The following is a 16,633-nucleotide window of genomic DNA, read 5'->3' on the forward strand; positions in this document are numbered from 1 at the left end:
TCGACGGCTTCGACCTCGTCCGTCAGCGCCCGGAACGGCGACGGCGTTTGCAGGAAGTCGACGCGCGGTTTCTCGATCGTGTCGGTCTCCGTTTTGACGTGGGCTGTCACCGCCCGAAGGTCGTCCTCGAGCCAGGTTTCGAGGGCTGGTCTCGTCAGTTCGGAATCGCCCTCGAGGTCGTCGAAGCCGTAGGTCGCCGACTCCGCGGCGGTGATGCCGTCGTAGACGTCTCGAGCGACGGTCGATTCGGCGTCGGGATCGGGCGTCGACGCCAGCCTCGAGATGGTGATCGAATTGGCGAGGTCGGCTTCGATCTGTGAGGCGAGGTCACGGTTCGGGTCGAGCGCACCCACCTCGAGAGTCGTCTCGAGAGCGTCGAGAACGACGTGCTGGTAGTTGTCGGGGTCGGCGAGTCCGCTGAGTTCTCCGCGTGCGGGGTAGCCGACACCCGACTCGAGGGCGGCGTCGATCTCGCCTTGCGGGACCGAGAGGTCGGCCGCGAACTCGCCGTCGAGTTCGATCTCGAGTGAGACCGTNCCCGACTCGAGGGCGGCGTCGATCTCGCCTTGCGGGACCGAGAGGTCGGCCGCGAACTCGCCGTCGAGTTCGATCTCGAGTGAGACCGTAAGCGTCTCTGCGGGCCGCTCGAGCGTCTTCGTCTCGTTGGCTTGTTCGTGTGGGTTCTCGAAACCCGGCATCTCTCGGCTGGCGTTTGACTCCTCCCTCGAGTACTCGAAGACGGACGTTTCCTGGATGTCTACCNTCGTGTGGGTTCTCGAAACCCGGCATCTCTCGGCTGGCGTTTGACTCCTCCCTCGAGTACTCGAAGACGGACGTTTCCTGGATGTCTACCTCTGTGTCGACGGTCAGCCGATGGAGCGGGCGATCGGTGTACGCGCCCCCGGATCGCTGCCACGGCTGGGAGTGCAAGACGTCGACGTTGGTGACGCCGCCGGAGTCGTACGTCGAGTGGGAGTAGGTGTGGTTCTCGAAGGAGTGACTCTCGTTTTCGGGGAGCGAATCGAACGCGACGTCGGTCGTCCGTTCGACGGTCACGTCGTAGCTCTCGTCGATGAACTCCTCCTCTGCGATCGCCGACTCGAATCCCTCCGTGTAGCCGATCGGGTCGGTAATTTCGTCGGGGTTCATCTGGTCGGGCAAGTCGTCCAGCACGGCCGCGAGTTCGTCGACGCCGGTCATCTGGTAGTAGACGATCTCCGCGAGTTCGTTCGGTTCGATCGGTTCCGGTTGCGAGAGCGGGTCAATCTCGCCGAACAACCCGCCGGTGATGTCGGCCACCGACGGNCACGGACCTCCTCACAGACCGTCTCGGCGACGTCCGGGTCGTCGAAGTACTCCGTGAGTCCCGCTTCCTCCTCGAGGTCGTCGGCCGCTCGGTCGTCTTCCGACGAGAGGACGACGGCGGCCGAGCCGTCGGCCTCGAGCGATTCCGACGAGCTACCGTATCCCTCTGCAAAGACCTCGACAGTCAGATCGGTGTCGTCGTCCATCTCGAGGCCCTCGAGGCTCTCGAGATCGACCGTTCCGTCGGCGTCGGTCTCCGCATAGACGAGCCCATCGTCGTCCCAGATGTTAACCTCCGCGTCTGCGAGCGGGTCTCCGCCGGAGTCGTAGACGCCGATCGTTCGGTCGGTTGTCGGCGCCAGCGACACGTGGTGGTCGGCGTCCTGTTCGGAGAAATACCGATCGGTATCGATTCGGTCGTAGCCGTCAGCGACGACGACGACTCGCTGCGTCTCGTTTGCCGTCAGNGCGTCCTGTTCGGAGAAATACCGATCGGTATCGATTCGGTCGTAGCCGTCAGCGACGACGACGACTCGCTGCGTCTCGTTTGCCGTCAGTTCGAACGTCACTTCAGCGTCGGCGCCCGTCGTGCCGCGTTTTTCACCGCCGACGAACACGGTCGCATCGCCGACGTCGCCTGGCACCGAAACCGACGCCTCGTACGCGTCTTTGTCTCCGTTTTCGGCATCGTCACTGTCGGCCATCGCCTCGAGCGTATCTGCGACGAGACACGCCCACGCCGGGCGCATCACCCGATCGGCGTGCGGATCGACGGCGTCCTCGCCGAACACGTCCTCCTGAACGCCGAAAATCGCATCGTTGACCATCACTTCCGTCTGTTCGTTGTCGAGGATTTCGTCGAACGTCCACGGCTGTTGGTCCGTCCCGGTCCCCTCGTCCATCCGGTTGCGCAGGGATTTGAAGTACGCCATCGGATAGAGCCGCAGGGCCGTCTGGTGGGCGAGATTCTCGAGTTGAGTGGGNTCGTCCATCCGGTTGCGCAGGGATTTGAAGTACGCCATCGGATAGAGCCGCAGGGCCGTCTGGTGGGCGAGATTCTCGAGTTGAGTGGGGCTGCCGTCGAAGAAGTCCTCATCGAGCGCGTTCTCGTACTCCCGGGCTGCCTGCTGTAATTCGAGGATCGGCGTGCCGACGGTGACCGTCAGTTCGGGTAGCGTCCGCTCGTCGACGACAGTGTCGCCGTCCTCGAGGGTGATCGTGACCTGCTCGAGAGTTACGTCGAGCAGGCCGTCGCCATCGTCGCGTTCGGTCACCGTGACCAGGTCGTCAGCGTTGTCGAACGCCGCTGCGGGGTTGTCGGGGACCTCACCCTCGAGCGAGACCGTGGTTTCGGCGTCGCCGACGGACTGGCCGGCCGTCGAGAGCGACTCCTGTGCGCCGAGGTAGATCAGCAGTTCGAGGTAGCGTTCGAACACCTCGTCTTCGGATAACTCCTCGAGACCGTCGACGCTCGAGGACGTCATCGGCTGTGCCGCCGCCTGCTGGGTCGCGTCGACGACGATACTCCGGAGCTCGCTCTGGGCGGCCGTTTCGGTTCGATCCATCGCGGCCGCCCGATCCGCGTCGACGTCGGGCATCTCTCGCGACTCGAGAATACCGACGACCATGACACTGGTGACCAGGAGCAAGGCGCCGATCACCGCGAACGGGATCCGAGCGCGGTCGTCGAGCGAGACGGAGAGTGTCTGTGGTCGTCCTCCGGTCATAGGATGCGGGTCTGAATGGGCCCGTCCGCGGTCGCTTCGGTGAGTGCACCACTCTGGATCTCGATGGCGTCGTTGGCGCGGGTATTAGTTCGATCGAGCGACGATATCGCAACCAACAGGGCCAGCGCAACGTCGGGAGCTGTATCGATTGCGTGCGTGGGTCTCACGACGACCACACCCCGATTCGAGCCGGGCTGTCGAGGCGATCGGCGGGTCCACACTCGAGTGACACGGGCCGCTTCGCAGCACTGGTTTCGATGGGTGTACGGCCACTAGTGACGTGTCCGTCTGCAGCGTGCTCGAGGCGCGATGGTACCGAAACGGCATCCCAGTCCATAGGGCGTCGTTGCTCCGGTATCGCATTTAAATGACAGAACTAGTCAAATAGAATATGTGATTGTTGCGCCTCCGGTCTCGAGCGGCCCGACGGTGGGACCGTCAATCGACGTACTCGAGAGCGAGTTTCGAGAGATTGTACTCGGCTGGAGTAAACGCAGCGGAGTCGGTATCGATGGGTAAGACCGTCAATTCCCGATCTCGATGCTCGAATGTCAGGACGACGATCGGGATATCTTTCGGCTGAACGCCGGTAATCTTGGCGAGGAGTTGGGTGTGAATGTTCGCTCGTCGTTCTCGAGTACGGAGTCAGCGAAGTCGCTTTCGACCTCGAGCTTCCCGTAGGTGTGCCGGACGAAGCCCTCGAGCCAGTCGACCACTTGCCGGATCGTCCGGTAGGAGTAGCCGATCATCTCGGCTGCGTCCTTCGGGGTGATTTCTCCGCCGTCGGTAAGCAGCAGTTCGGTGACTGCACGATCAGTGTAGAAAATTTTGAGTGGACTCGCCGGCGCTTACGCAATATGGGTGCCTGTCGAAACTCGGATAAAATGTGTTTTCGGCAGAGTGTGTTGATCAGTTCCCATTGGTCCATTATCTCTCCCGAAAACCGCTACCTAGACAGCTTATCAAACTGATTCCAGAGAAGAGTGGGGAGTCCGTCCGACTATCGAAGCGAACTGAGGAGCGTGCAGAGTCTATTACCCGATCGGTCGTTTGTGGGTGGTGTCGAGATGGAACCCTCGCGAGACTCGGCCGAGATGGTGGTATCGAAGAGGATCAATCGATAGGTTCACTCGCTATCTGGAAGGAGACCTTTCTGGAAAATCGGGAACGCACTCATCTCACCCAACTCGGTCTCGAGCATGCTCTGTTTCCGTTTCGGTAAAACGTCACTGTAACGGAGAAGTCAGTGAGCGAACCTCGGCTTCAATTATCGAGTGCAGACAGTCCTTGTCGTTATCATTTCCGTTCGAGACCCTATTCCGAAGTCTCAGCGCTGTCCTCACCGGTATCCAATTCACCCTCGAGATATTCCTCGCCGCTCTCCGTGATCACGTACACACCGTTTCCGAGATGAGTGAGCAACTCGTGGTCCGCGAGTTTACGGAGCCGCCGCGAGATTTGTGACTTCGAGACCCGCACGTAACCGCTCTCCTCGAGTTCGGTCGGCGATCCCGAACCCTCCGCTCGAATGTACTCGAGTATTCGATCGTCCCAGATCGTCATCCAGGATCCAGATTTTCGCATTCACGTATCGAGTATACCACACTGGCCCCTATTTAACCCGTCTGGTGCGCATTTGCAATACCGTTGCATTTATGCAACGCTGGCCAGAAGTAGCTGACAAGGAGCTATCAAGACGGGCGAAGACGACTCTCGTCGGTGTGTGAAAACGGGTGGCGCTGGGACGCCACCCGGACGGTAGCTCCGTAGGTCAACCTATGAACGACGGAACTCCCGTGGGATCGAAATCCCACGCACGGCAAGAAGAATCACCCGCCAATAGATCTGACGTTCGCTGCGACGGCGACAGCACACGGTGTACTGGCTTAAACCAGTCCCTCACCGGTACAACGGAGGTCGAGACCACGTGAGCGACCTCGAGCCGATCACGCCTCGAGAGGCGGTCGAACTCTACGTCGCGCATCGAGAGCCGGAACTGAGCGAGAAGACGCTCCAGAACCACAAATACCGACTCGATTCGTTCGTCGAATGGTGTGAGAAGGTCGGCCTCGAGAACCTTAACGAGCTCTCCGGGCGTGACTTGCACCGCTACCGCGTCTGGCGACAGCAGGACATCTCCCTCGTCACGCTCCGCGGCCAACTCGCAACGATGCGCGTCTTCCTCGAGTTCTGTGCGTCGATCGACGCCGTCGAGTCGGGTATGCGCGAACGTGTGAAGCTTCCGGAGCTCGATCGCGGCGAAGACGCACGTGACGAACTGCTCGAGCTCGACCGCGCCAAGAACATCCTCGGCTATCTCGAGCGGTACAAACGCGCCAGTCGGCAGCACGTTCTCGTCGCGATCCTCTGGCATACGGGAATTCGTCTCGGGAGCCTCCGCGCGATCGACCTCCGCGACTACGATTCCGACGATCGGTGTTTCTGGCTTCGACACCGTCCGGAGACGGGGACACCGCTCAAGAACAAGGAGCCGGCCGAACGAGCAATCGCGCTCGACGACTACTACTGTGACGTCCTCGACGAGTATATCCGGTTCCATCGCCACGATGTCACCGACGACTACGGGCGAGAGCCGCTCGTTACGAGCGAACTCGGCCGATTGAGTGCCGGCCAGATCCGGACGGAGGTCTACCGACTCACGCAGCCCTGCCTGGTCGGAGACTGTCCGCACGACCGCGATCCGATGGAGTGCGACGCACGCGAGTACGACCGCTACTCGGAGTGTCCCAGCAGCCTCTCGCCGCACACGATCAGACGCGGTGCAATCACATACCAGCTCCGCGAGGGAATCCCGGAGCGAATCGTCAGCGATCGCTGTGACGTGTCACCGGACGGCCTCGAGCACCACTACGATCGGCGGACGGATCGCGAGATGATGGAACAACGACGTGAGTATATCGAAGAACTCTAGGAGAATCGAGATCAAATTTTTGCTGCTATTGCAATAGGTCAAATACGGAATTCGGCCGTTAGAAGACCTGAAGCGTCAAAATTCTATGGACTCGCCGGGATTTGAACCCGGGGCCTCTCCCATGCCAAGGGAGTGATCTACCTCTGATCTACGAGCCCTCGTTCGCATTCACCAGTTTCCCCCGGGAATAGATAAACCCCTCGAAATTCTCGAGCCCTCCCACGCCTTACCACACCACTGTCCCTGACCCTCGAGTCGGCCCTGCCGGTATCGCACACGCCCCGAGCAAACCAGCGCCGTTCCAGTAGTTATAAGTTAATATACAGACACCACACGAGTGGAAGCTACGAGTCCGATCCGTCGCAGGGGGCATGCGCTGAAATGCCCCGGGTGCTGGAACACCCGAGACGTGGCTTCCAAACGACCGGTTTGAAGCCATGATTACGTTCCTACTGGGGCGATATAAACGTCTCGCAAGCCAGCGGTATCGCACTCGAGTCACACGCATCCCCGTCTCGACCACGAAAACCGGCGGAGGGCGCCGATGAGCGAGGACGAGCCTCGCTCGAGCGACTAGGTCGAATCAACCGAGCCGCTCAGCTGCCCGAACTGCGAACAGCCGCTCGTGGTGGTCGTCTCGAAGGGACAGTACACCCATCGCGGGCAGCCGTGTGGCTGTCTGTTGACCACGGGGCAGGTTCGGTCGCTGCGGTAGCCCCGTTGGGGTCGGTTTCGTCGGCCTCGAGCGCCGCTACTCGGGCGTAACCATTTCACGCAGGGCGTGGTCAGTGGTATCGAGACACACAGTAAAACGGGAGATGCGCACCATGGACTTCCTCGAGCGCAGTCGACGACTACGGCGACGTGACGGGGATCGTCACCCACGACGGGACCGTGTACAGAAGAGACGCGCGTGGGACAGAATCAGTCGAGAGATCGGTACCGCTCGGTTCCAACCCTTTCAGGACTGGCTCGCTCGAGAACACCACGAAAGCCCCTCCCGCTCTCGAGTCGGGAGCCCCGCTGCGCGTTTCGCTCACTTCGTTCGCTGTAGTGCTTGCGTCGTCGACCTTCCTCGAGAGCGGGAGCCCCTTTCAGTCCCACCCGTGCCGGCTGACCGGTCAAGCCACGGCGGGTGGGACTGAAAGGGGCTGACGCGCTGGGTCCCTCCCGGGCGACGTAAGCACGCGACCGAAGGGAGCGCGCACAGCGAGCCCCGGGGGGTCGAGCGCGTCAGGGGCTTTCGTGGTGGTACCGACGAGGGCGTCCGCCCTCGAGTACTGGCTACCACCGACACTGTCCGCTCTCGAGCACCCACCCGATACGACTCGAGGAGCCCAGTCTAGAAACTCTTTAGTCCGTCCGAAAGAAGACATCGGTGGGAAGCGCACGGCCGCAAATCTGACTGCGCCGTCCACTATTCGGGACGGCTTGGGATTGCGGAAGTGCACCGAGAGCCGACCGATCGGCGCTCGGACGCTCGTTTCGGAGCGGTCAGTGCGGTTCCTATCCTCAACAATGGCACGAATGCACACCCGCCGTCGCGGCTCGTCCGGTTCGGACAAGCCGGCGGCAGACGAACCCCCGGAGTGGAGCGACGTCGACGCGGACCAGATCGAAGACCGCGTCGTCGAACTGGCAGAGCAGGGCTACGAGCCGAGCCAGATCGGCATGAAGCTGCGTGACGAAGGCGTCACCGGCACCCCGATTCCGGACGTCAAGCTGGCGACCGGCAAGAAAGTCACCGAGATTCTCGAGGAGAACGACGCCGACTCGGAGTTCCCCGAGGACCTCTACAACCTGATGGAACGCGCCGTTCGCCTGCGCGAGCACGTCCGTTCGAACCCGCAGGACTACCAGAACAAGCGCGCCCTGCAGAACACGGAATCGAAGGTTCGCCGCCTCGTCGACTACTACCGCGGCGACGCCCTCGAGCCCGACTTCAAGTACTCCTACGACGTCGCGAAGCAGATCGTCGACGAGTAACCCAGTAACGCATGGCCACAGACGGTCGTTCCCCACGGTCGGCGTCCGCCCCCGCGCCAGCGGCGGCACTCGAGGGCACCGGCTTCGTCCACGTCGTCGCGCGAGCCGACGGCGACGCGCTCGCGGCGAGTGGCCTCCTCGCGAGGGCGCTCGCGGCGCGCGGGACGGCCTACCAGGTGAGCGTCGCCCGAACCGTCGCCGACCGAACGGCCCGCATCGCCGACCGCGAACTCGCGGCCGACGACGCGACGGTCGCGATCGGCGCGGTCGACGCCCCAGACATCGAGAGCTACACCCGCCTCGACGCGGACGACCGACCCGCGACGCTCGCGGCGCTCGAGACCGTCCGCGAACTCGACGCGACGCCGGATCACGGCCTCGCGCTCGCGGGGCTCGTGGCCGCCGGCGTCGAACCCGGCGCCGGCGAGAGCGAGTGGGTTCTCGAGGCCGCCGCGGAACGCGGACTCGTCGAGCGTCGACCCGGCGTCGCGATTCCGACCGACGGTCCGGTCGACGGCCTCGCTCACACCACGCGCCTTCGGGCGCCGTGGTCGGGCGACGTCGACGCGACCCGCGACGCGCTCACGACGCTGGACGTCGCCCTCGAGGACGACCTCGAGACGTTCACGTCGGACGACCACCGGGCGATCGGCTCGCTCGTCGCCCTCGACGCCGTCGGGGACGACGCCGCCGAACCGATCGCCGCGGAGACGATCCAGCGCGCGCTCCGACCGTACGCGACGCCCGAGGGGCCGTTCGCGACGATCGGCGGCTACGCGGACGTCCTCGAGGCGACCGCCCGCGAGGAGCCCGGCACCGGCGCCGCCCTCGCGATGGGCCACGACGCCCGCGACCCGGCGCTCGACGCCTGGCGCGAGCACGGCCGTCGCGCTCACGGCGCGCTCTCGAGCGCGTCGACGAGCCGCTACGACGGCCTGTTCGCGATCGGGATCGACGACGGCCCGGTCGAGGCGGTGGCGCGACTCGCCGCGGCGACGCGGTCGCCCGAGCCGACCGTCCTGGTGACGGCCGACGGTGAGGCGGCGATCGCGACCCGCGGCGAGGGCGCACTCGGCGCGACCGTCGAGGCCGTCGCCCGCGAACTCGCGGAGGTCGGCATCGACGGCGTCGCCTACGACGGCGGCCGCCGCCGGGGCTACCTGCGGTACGACGCGAGCGTGGACCGAGCGACGATCGTCCAGATCGTGAGGGATCGACGATGAGTCGGCGCGCGACCGTCCGAACGAGCCACGAGGATCCGGAGCTCGTCGCCCGGGCGCTTCGCCCGGATAACACCGACGAGATGGAGACCGTCGTCGACGACGGCACCGTCGTCACGCGCATCGAACGCGAGACGACCAGCGGACTCCACTCGAACATCGACGACTACGTGGTGAACCTCGAGGTTGCGACCGACGTGGCCGACGCGACACGCTGCGGAGACGAACAGTCCGACGACCCGACGGACGCGGGTACTGCGTCCGAGACAGACACAACACACGATACATCATGAGTGAACGATCAGTTTCACGCGCGAAACAGGAGAAGCGGTGGTACACCGTTCTGGCACCCGAGCAGTTCGACCGCCAGGAACTCGGCGAGACCCCCGCTGACGAACCGGAGAAAGTCTACGACCGAACCATCGAAACGACGCTCGGCGAACTCAACAACAACGCCAGCGAGAACAACACCAAGCTGACCTTCAAGATCACCGACGTCGGCAGCGACGCGGCGTACACCGAGTTCGTCGAGCACTCGCTGACGCGGGACTACCTGCGCTCGCTGGTCCGTCGCGGCGCCTCCAAGATCGAGGCCTACGTCACCGTCCTCACGACGGACGACTATCGCGTCCAGATCCAGCCCGTCGCCTTCACGACCAAGAAGGCCGACGCGAGCCAGGAGAAGGCCATCCGCGAACGGATGGTCGAGATGGTCGAAGAGGCCGCCGCCGACCGATCCTTCGAGGAACTCATCGACGGCGTCGTCGAGGGGCGACTCTCCTCGGGAATCTACGGCGAAGCCAAGACGATCTACCCGCTTCGCCGCGTCGAGATCCAGAAGGCAACGCTCGAGGCCCACCCCGAAGAAGTCGCCGAGGAGGAGGCGACCGCGGTCGATGTCGACGAGGAAGACGTCGCGACGGGCGACGACTAACGGCGACGTTTCGACGGCCGACACTGCGATTTTTCTGCGCCCGACGCCGAGAGTCGTGCGTCGGAACTCGAGCGACGGCGTTACACGGCGTGAACTCTCGAGCCACGATCACGGGAGTCGCTCGAGCGGATCGAGCCGACGTGGCGGTAACAGCTGTGTCACCCGGTGACACGACGGAGAGCAAACGCTCGTGATGCTCGAGTCCCTACGATCGAGTATGACACCGGACACCCCCGGACTCCACCACGTGACGGCGATCGCTGGCGATCCCCAGCGCAACGCCGACTTCTACGTCGACACGCTCGGCCTGCGCTTCGTCAAGCGGACGGTCAACCACGACGACACCGGCTCCTACCACTTCTACTTCGGCGACGAGGGTGGGATGCCGGGGACGACCATCACGTTCTTCCCGTGGACCGACGACGGCCGACAGGGCGAGTTCGGCGCCGGACAGGCACAGGCGACCGCCTACCGCATCCCGACCGAATCGGTCGACTACTGGCGCGACCGCCTCGAGGACCGCGACGTCGACGTCACCGAGACGGAACGCTTCGGCGAGACGGTCCTCGCGTTCGCGGATCCGGACGGGATCGGCCTCGAACTCGTTGCGGCCGACGACGAGACGGCCCACGGTGACCCCGACGAGGTGGGAACGGAGATCGACGTCGGCGACGGCACGATCGACCACGGCGACTCGATTGCGACGACGTGGTCGGCGAGCCCGGTCCCCGCCGAACACCAGCTCCGGGGCTTTCACAACGTCACGCTGGCCGTCAGCGGGATCCAGCCGACCGCAGCGGTCCTGACCGATGTCCTCGGCTACGAGCGCGAGAACGAGGTCGACGGCCGCCACCGCTTCCGAAGCGCGACAGGCGGACCGGCATCGATCGTCGACCTCGTCGAGACCGACGCGAACCGCGGCCGAACGGGCGTCGGGACGGTCCACCACGTCGCGTTCAAGGCCCGCGACCTCGAGGAGCAAGAACGGTGGCGCGAGGCCTACGCGGACCACGGGCTCTCGCCCTCCGAGGTCATCGACCGCAAGTACTTCCGGTCGATCTACGCGCGCGAACCCGGCGGCGTCCTCTTCGAGATGGCGACGATGGCGCCCGGCTTCACCGAGGACGAGGACCGCGAGGAACTGGGCTCGAGCCTCGTGTTGCCCGACCGACTCGAGGCCGAACGCGAGCGGATCGAGGCTCGGCTCCCCGAGTTCGACGGGCCGAGCGTCGAAAACTGATCGGAGACGGGACTCGAGGGCGCCGAAAGGGGGTCGCGGTCGTGTCGGCGCTGGCGGACGTCCGCCGCCGACGCCACGCCGATGGCGGACCGCCTCAGTCGATCACCGTTACCATCTCGGTGACGGTATGCGCTCCCGTGTGGACCCGGACGGGGAACGACTCCGAGCCGCCCGACGGATCCCCCGCGCGAAACAGGAGCGTGATCGCCTCCCGATCGCCGGCGCCGAGCGTCAACGTTTCGCTGTCCTCGATCTGCGGATCGTAGCCGACCTCGAGTTCGATATCGGTCGTCCCCGTCTCGCCGCCGACGTTTTCGATCGTCGCGTCGACCGCGAGGAGTTCCTCGGCGCCGACGGGCGAGTTCGTCGAGACGTTCGCCACCTCGAACACCGCGGGATCGCCGGTACCGTTCCCCGCGTCTTCGGTGACGGTGACCATCTCGGTCACGGTGTGTGCGCCGGTGTCGACCCGAATCGGGAACTCCTCGTGACCGCCCGACGGCTGGCCCGCCCGGAAGGTGAAGACGACCGGGTACTGCTCGTTCGGGACGAGCGTCAGCGTCTGACTCCCCTCGAGTTGCGGGTCGTAGCCGACGATGAAGTCGATATCGGTCGTTCCCGTTTCGCCGCCGACGTTCTGAATCGTCGCGTCGACTTCGAGTAGCTCTCCGGGGCCGACGGGCGAGTTGGTGCCGACGAACGTCACCTCGAACAGCGCGGGGTCCTGTGCCGCTGCCGTTCCGCCGTACCCGACGGCTCCGAGTGCCGATCCCACCGCCGTGATGACCGTGCGCCGCTGCATACGTCTCTCTTGTGTGCCAATACCCATCAAGCCATATGGTAGCTGTCACGTCAGACCACTGTCAACCGTATCCGGACGTTAGCTATCACAATTAGCGACCGTTCGCGACGAATCGATCGCCGCGAGGCCCGATTTTAACACCGCTACTCGCGTACGACCGACCATGACCGAGACGCACCCGAGCGGCCGCGACCCGTCGTTTCGCTTCGATTACCATCCGGCGACGATTCGTTTCGGGACCGGGAGCGTCGACGACCTCGCGGCCGAACTCGAGACGCGGGGGCTCGAGTCGGCGCTGGTCGTCTGTGGCTCGACCGTCGGGAGCACGCCCACGGTGATCGAACCGGTGAAGGCAGGGCTCGGCGATCGGCTGGCCGGGGTCTTCGACGAGACGACGCCGAACAAGCGGCTCTCGACGGCGCTCGAGGCGCGGGATCGACTCCACGCGACGGACGCCGATGCAATCGTCGCACTCGGCGGCGGCAGCAGCCTCGACGTGGCGACGGCTGCCAGCGTGCTCGCGGCGAGCGATCTCGGCTCGGCGGCCGCCGGCCGCGAGTTCGAGGAGACGGGGACGCTGCCCGTTCCCGGCGGGGGCGAGGATGAGGGTAAGGACGACGACGGAGAACTGGTTCCGATCGTCACGATCCCGACGACGCTCGCGGGCGCCGAACTCTCGCACGTCGCCGGCCTCACCGCCCACCCAAACTGCTGTCCCGTCGACGAGGCTGTCAGCGGCGGCATCTCCGACCCGGCGCTGACGCCCGCGGCGGCGGTCTACGACCCCGAACTCGTGGCGACGACGCCCGACTCGATCCTCGCCGGCTCGGCGATGAACGGCTTCGACAAGGGTATCGAGACGCTGTACGCGGCTAACGCGACGCCGATCACCGACGCGACGGCCAGACACGGCCTCGAGAAACTCGAGGACGGCCTCCGGGCGTTCGGCGACGGCGACCGCGGCGTCGAGACTCTCGAGACGATTCTCGAGGGGATCGTGCTGGTCCAGTACGGTATCACGCGCCCGGGCGAGACGACGCTCTCGATCGTCCACGCCTTCGGTCACGCCCTGACCCGGACCGACGACGTTCAGCAGGGCGCGGCCCACGCCGTCGTCGTCCCCCACGTCCTCGAGTACCTCTTCGACGAGCCGGCCGTCGATGCGCGCTCGGGGATGCTCGCGAACGCGCTCGGCGTCGACGACGCTGCGGATCACGACGCGGCAGTCATCGACGCGGTCACGGAGATCCGGGATGGACTCGGTCTCCCGTCGAAGCTGCGAAACGTCGACGGCCCCCAACCCGAGGCGTTCGAAGCGGTCGCGGAGGCGGTCCTCGCCGACGCCTTCATGGCGAACGCGCCGCCGGGGCTGGATCCGACCGTCGAGGAGATCGAGGCGATCCTCGAGGCGGCGTGGTAGCGTGGTAGGGCCGAAAAACCGGCCTCGAGTACGGCGTCGTCTTCGCTCGGCGTCGTGAGTTTCGGGGACCGGCGACCGAAGCGGCCCCTACTCGGCGTCGGCGTACGACGGCCGCTCGGCGTACTCGATCGGATCGCGAACGCCGATATTCTGGAACGCCTGCAGTCGGAACGCACACGCGTCGCAGGTGCCACAGGCTGGTTCGTCGTCGCGATAACAGCTCCAGGTGTGTTCGTAGGGGACCTCGAGGTCCACACCGCGTTCGGCGATCTCGGTCTTCGAGAACTCGACGAACGGCGCCTCGATCGCGATCTCGGTCTCGGGTTTCGTGCCGACGTCGACCACCCGCTCGAAGGCCTCGAAGAACGCGGGTCGACAGTCGGGATAGCCCGAGAAGTCCTCGCTGTGGGCGCCGATGAAGACGGCCCCGCAGTCGTTGGCCTCCGCGTAGGAGACCGCCATCGCGAGCAGGTTCGCGTTCCGGAACGGGACGTACGAGTTCGGGATCTCGTCACTGTCCACGTCGGCGTCCGCGACGGCCAACTCGTCGTCGGTGAGACTCGAGGCGCCGATCGCCGAGAGGTGGCCCGTTTCGATCCGCAGGAAGTCCGCGGCGTCGAGTTCGTCGGCCAGCCGGCGGGCGCACTCGAGTTCGCGGTCCTCGGTGCGCTGGCCGTAGGAGGTGTGGAGGGCGTAGATCTCGTATCCGCGCTCGCGAGCCAGGTACGCGGCGGTTGCACTGTCCATCCCGCCGGAGAGGAGCACGACGGCGCGTTCGTCGGTCGCGGACGCGGTCGGCGGCTGTTCGTCGGTCGCGGACTGGTCGGTCGAAGTGGTGTCGTCGGTCATGGTCGGAATCGTGCGTTATCGTCGGTGTCGTGCGGTTATCGTCGGTACTTCGGAGTCAAACGCCGGCCGGCCCGTTACGTTTCGGGCGCGTCGTTCCAGAGGTCGACGTGCAGCCGCGGCGTGTATCGAAATCCGTGATCGATCGCCAGGTCGGCCACGCGCTCGCGCGTCTCGGCGAGTCGGTCGCGGGTCGCGCCCTCGGGCATCAGGAGGACGTTCTCGTCGGGGATCGAAACGGCGGCCGCCTCGCGAAGGTCGGCGAGCAGTTCCAGGATCTCCGGCATGTCGTCGCCGTCGGTGACGACGAACTTCAGCTGGTAGTCGTGGCGCTCGACCAGTTCGGCGAGCGCCTCGAGGTCGATGCGCTCGCGCTCGTGACGTTCCGCCCACTGGCCTGCGTCGATCTCGGCGTCGGCGTCTGCCCCGTCCGGCGCGCGCTCGGGCGTCGGCGTGCTGCTCGCGAGTTTCGGACTGATCGAGGCCAGGTCGATCTGCGCGTCGCGGACGATGGTGCCGTTGGTCTCGACGGTGGTGTGATAGCCTCGCTCGTCCAGGGCCTCGAGCAGCGTCGCGCTCTCCTCGTGGAGCAGCGGCTCGCCGCCGGTGAGGACGACGTGGTCGGCGTCGAAGGCGTCGATCTCCTCGAGGAGTTCCTCGAGACCCACCCGGGCGTGGGTCGGCTCCCAGGAGGTGTGATAGGAGTCACAGAACCAGCACCGAAGGTTGCAGCCGCTGGTGCGGACGAACACCGACGGCACGCCGGCGAGCGTTCCCTCGCCCTGCAGGGAGCAGAACAGCTCGTTAATCGGGAGGGCGTCGCTCGGTCGGTCGTCCCCGCCGGCGGCCGCGTCCGCCACGGTCGTCTCGTCGACGCGATCCGAGACGGGCATCAGAACCGGCCCCCGCCACAGAGCTCGCTCGTCTCGTTGACCTCGGCGACGACCTCCGCGACGTTCTCGCCCAGCGCGGCCTCGAGTTTCCGCTCGAGGATGACGCTCATCACCTCCGCCGTCGGCGGCTCCTCGAGGACGACGACGCCGTCGTCGTCGCCGGCGGCTTCGAAGGCCTCGATCAGCGGATCGCCCGCCTCGAGGAGGAACATGTGATCCCACTCGTCTATTACCGAGGTAATATCACCTTTATCCGCGACCCATCCCTCCGCTGTCAGTTCGCCGACCACCGTCACGGCGACCTCGTAGTTGTGCCCGTGCGGCCGAGCGCACTTGCCGTCGTGATGAAGAAGTCGATGTCCGGCGCTGATCCGAATCGGGCGGTCGTGACCGACGCGAAGGACGCGCTCGGTGCCGACGATCGAATCGGCGTCCGCGTCGCGCTCGGTCGCGACCGTCCCGTCGGCGCTGCCGGTAGAGTCAACCATACTCGAGTATTCTCCCAGTAATACTTAAGGATGGCCGACCGGGCTTACGGAACCGGGACCCGCGAGACGATACGGGAGCGTCGCGACGGTCGAGAGATCGTTTGCTCGGATTCGAAGCTCCCCCAAAAAGCGACACTACTCCCAAAACGCCGTGAACTGCCTCGAGGACGAACACCGCTCGCTTGCCACGCGTTTTCGGCCGACCGACTCGGGTCCGCGATCGCCACGGTCGCGGCCCACCTGCGGTCGACCGACCGCCGTTACTCCGTAAGTTGGTCCTGTAGTTTGTTCTTCGCCTCCGTGCGACGCTTTCGGGAGAGGGTCGGCTGCTCGCTCGAGAAGTCGACGTCGAGTTCGTCGAGGGTTCGCCGGTAGATGTTAGTGCGTCGACCCTCGGCTGAGAGCTGGCGGCCCTCGCAGGTCAAGAGGCCGGCGTCGACGAGTTCCTCGATCCGTCGATAACACGTCGCGATCGGGATCTCGATATCCTCGCTCAACGCCTGTGCTGATTTCGGTGTGCCCGCAGCACAGAGGATCTCTGCGCTGTACTTGTTTCCGAGTGCTGAGAGGACCCTCGTCGGGTCCGACTCAGTTCCGTCCGTCCGACTCTGAGACATCGTTCACTCTATACTGAATTATCAGGATTGAATCTTTTGGTTGATTGGTTGGTATTGTCATATACCAATTCGGCGAGGAAAGACTATCCGCGACGCCGCGCGCCGAGTTCGATCACGAGCGGAACTGAGGCGTCTCACTGTCCGTCGTTTTCGCCCCGGTCGAAATCAGTCACGAGCGCGAAGTGCCCCGTTCTCTCGAAAATCGAGAAACTCGAGAAAACGG

Annotated in this window: 14 protein-coding genes and 1 tRNA gene; 7 read left to right on the forward strand and 8 right to left on the reverse strand. The window is 64.9% G+C overall.

The genetic code is table 11. From position 1 onward, the window contains the following. Nucleotides 1–1,196 precede the first annotated feature (1,196 nt). A complete protein-coding gene (locus C493_RS24260; RefSeq protein WP_007257771.1) occupies nt 1,197–3,032 on the reverse strand; it encodes a DUF7286 family protein in 1,836 nt (611 codons plus the stop codon). Nucleotides 3,033–4,346: 1,314 nt separating this feature from the next. After that, nucleotides 4,347–4,595 carry a MarR family transcriptional regulator gene (locus tag C493_RS02270; RefSeq protein ID WP_007257773.1) on the reverse strand — a complete coding sequence of 83 codons (249 nt, stop codon included), beginning with the start codon at nt 4,593–4,595 and terminating at the stop codon, nt 4,347–4,349. 364 nt (nt 4,596–4,959) lie between these two features. On the opposite strand from C493_RS02270, the gene C493_RS02275 reads away from it, so the two are divergent. Beyond that, nucleotides 4,960–5,964 carry a tyrosine-type recombinase/integrase gene (locus C493_RS02275; protein ID WP_007257774.1) on the forward strand — a complete coding sequence of 335 codons (1,005 nt, stop codon included), beginning with the start codon at nt 4,960–4,962 and terminating at the stop codon, nt 5,962–5,964. 86 nt (nt 5,965–6,050) lie between these two features. On the opposite strand, the gene C493_RS02280 is transcribed toward C493_RS02275, so the two are convergent. Then, nucleotides 6,051–6,122: transfer RNA gene (locus tag C493_RS02280), tRNA-Ala, on the reverse strand. A gap of 1,360 nt (nt 6,123–7,482) precedes the next feature. Between C493_RS02280 and C493_RS02285 the strand changes: the two genes are divergently transcribed. The 5 genes from C493_RS02285 to C493_RS02305 all read left to right on the forward strand — a co-directional run bounded on the left by C493_RS02285 (nt 7,483) and on the right by C493_RS02305 (nt 11,344). Then, nucleotides 7,483–7,950 (forward strand): 30S ribosomal protein S15, encoded by a 468-nt coding sequence (locus tag C493_RS02285; RefSeq protein WP_007257775.1) that lies wholly within the window; start codon nt 7,483–7,485, stop codon nt 7,948–7,950. A gap of 11 nt (nt 7,951–7,961) precedes the next feature. Then, the gene (locus tag C493_RS02290) at nt 7,962–9,173 is read left to right on the forward strand and encodes a hypothetical protein (RefSeq protein WP_007257776.1); all 1,212 of its coding nucleotides are present in this window, start codon (nt 7,962–7,964) and stop codon (nt 9,171–9,173) included. Further along, nucleotides 9,170–9,463, forward strand: coding sequence for a KEOPS complex subunit Pcc1 (locus C493_RS02295; RefSeq protein WP_007257777.1), 294 nt, complete (start codon nt 9,170–9,172; stop codon nt 9,461–9,463). The genes C493_RS02290 and C493_RS02295 overlap by 4 nt, the downstream gene beginning before the upstream one ends. After that, nucleotides 9,460–10,104: a 30S ribosomal protein S3ae gene (locus C493_RS02300; RefSeq protein WP_007257778.1), complete on the forward strand. Its 645-nt coding sequence runs from the start codon at nt 9,460–9,462 to the stop codon at nt 10,102–10,104. Before C493_RS02295 ends, C493_RS02300 begins: the two co-directional genes overlap by 4 nt. A 217-nt stretch (nt 10,105–10,321) precedes the next feature. Continuing rightward, a complete protein-coding gene (locus C493_RS02305) occupies nt 10,322–11,344 on the forward strand; it encodes a ring-cleaving dioxygenase (RefSeq protein ID WP_049889090.1) in 1,023 nt (340 codons plus the stop codon). Nucleotides 11,345–11,438: 94 nt separating this feature from the next. Here the strand turns inward: C493_RS02305 and C493_RS02310 are convergent, their stop codons facing one another. After that, nucleotides 11,439–12,146 (reverse strand): hypothetical protein, encoded by a 708-nt coding sequence (locus C493_RS02310; protein WP_007257780.1) that lies wholly within the window; start codon nt 12,144–12,146, stop codon nt 11,439–11,441. A 163-nt stretch (nt 12,147–12,309) separates the two neighbouring features. On the opposite strand from C493_RS02310, the gene C493_RS02315 reads away from it, so the two are divergent. Then, entirely contained in the window at nt 12,310–13,566 is a 1,257-nt protein-coding gene (locus C493_RS02315) for an iron-containing alcohol dehydrogenase family protein (protein WP_007257781.1), read from the forward strand. Nucleotides 13,567–13,653: 87 nt separating this feature from the next. Here the strand turns inward: C493_RS02315 and queC are convergent, their stop codons facing one another. From queC to C493_RS02335, 4 genes are all read right to left on the reverse strand, one after another. Beyond that, entirely contained in the window at nt 13,654–14,415 is a 762-nt protein-coding gene (gene queC, locus C493_RS02320) for a 7-cyano-7-deazaguanine synthase QueC (protein WP_007257782.1), read from the reverse strand. Between the two features lie 74 nt (nt 14,416–14,489). Then, the gene (locus C493_RS02325) at nt 14,490–15,305 is read right to left on the reverse strand and encodes a 7-carboxy-7-deazaguanine synthase QueE (RefSeq protein WP_007257783.1); all 816 of its coding nucleotides are present in this window, start codon (nt 15,303–15,305) and stop codon (nt 14,490–14,492) included. Next, nucleotides 15,305–15,793 carry a 6-pyruvoyl trahydropterin synthase family protein gene (locus C493_RS02330; protein WP_007257784.1) on the reverse strand — a complete coding sequence of 163 codons (489 nt, stop codon included), beginning with the start codon at nt 15,791–15,793 and terminating at the stop codon, nt 15,305–15,307. Before C493_RS02330 ends, C493_RS02325 begins: the two co-directional genes overlap by 1 nt. 260 nt (nt 15,794–16,053) lie before the next feature. Further along, nucleotides 16,054–16,410 carry a winged helix-turn-helix domain-containing protein gene (locus C493_RS02335; RefSeq protein WP_007257785.1) on the reverse strand — a complete coding sequence of 119 codons (357 nt, stop codon included), beginning with the start codon at nt 16,408–16,410 and terminating at the stop codon, nt 16,054–16,056. Nucleotides 16,411–16,633: the final 223 nt, after the last annotated feature.

Origin of the sequence: Natronolimnohabitans innermongolicus JCM 12255 (assembly GCF_000337215.1) — an archaeon.
Taxonomy (GTDB): domain Archaea; phylum Halobacteriota; class Halobacteria; order Halobacteriales; family Natrialbaceae; genus Natronolimnohabitans; species Natronolimnohabitans innermongolicus.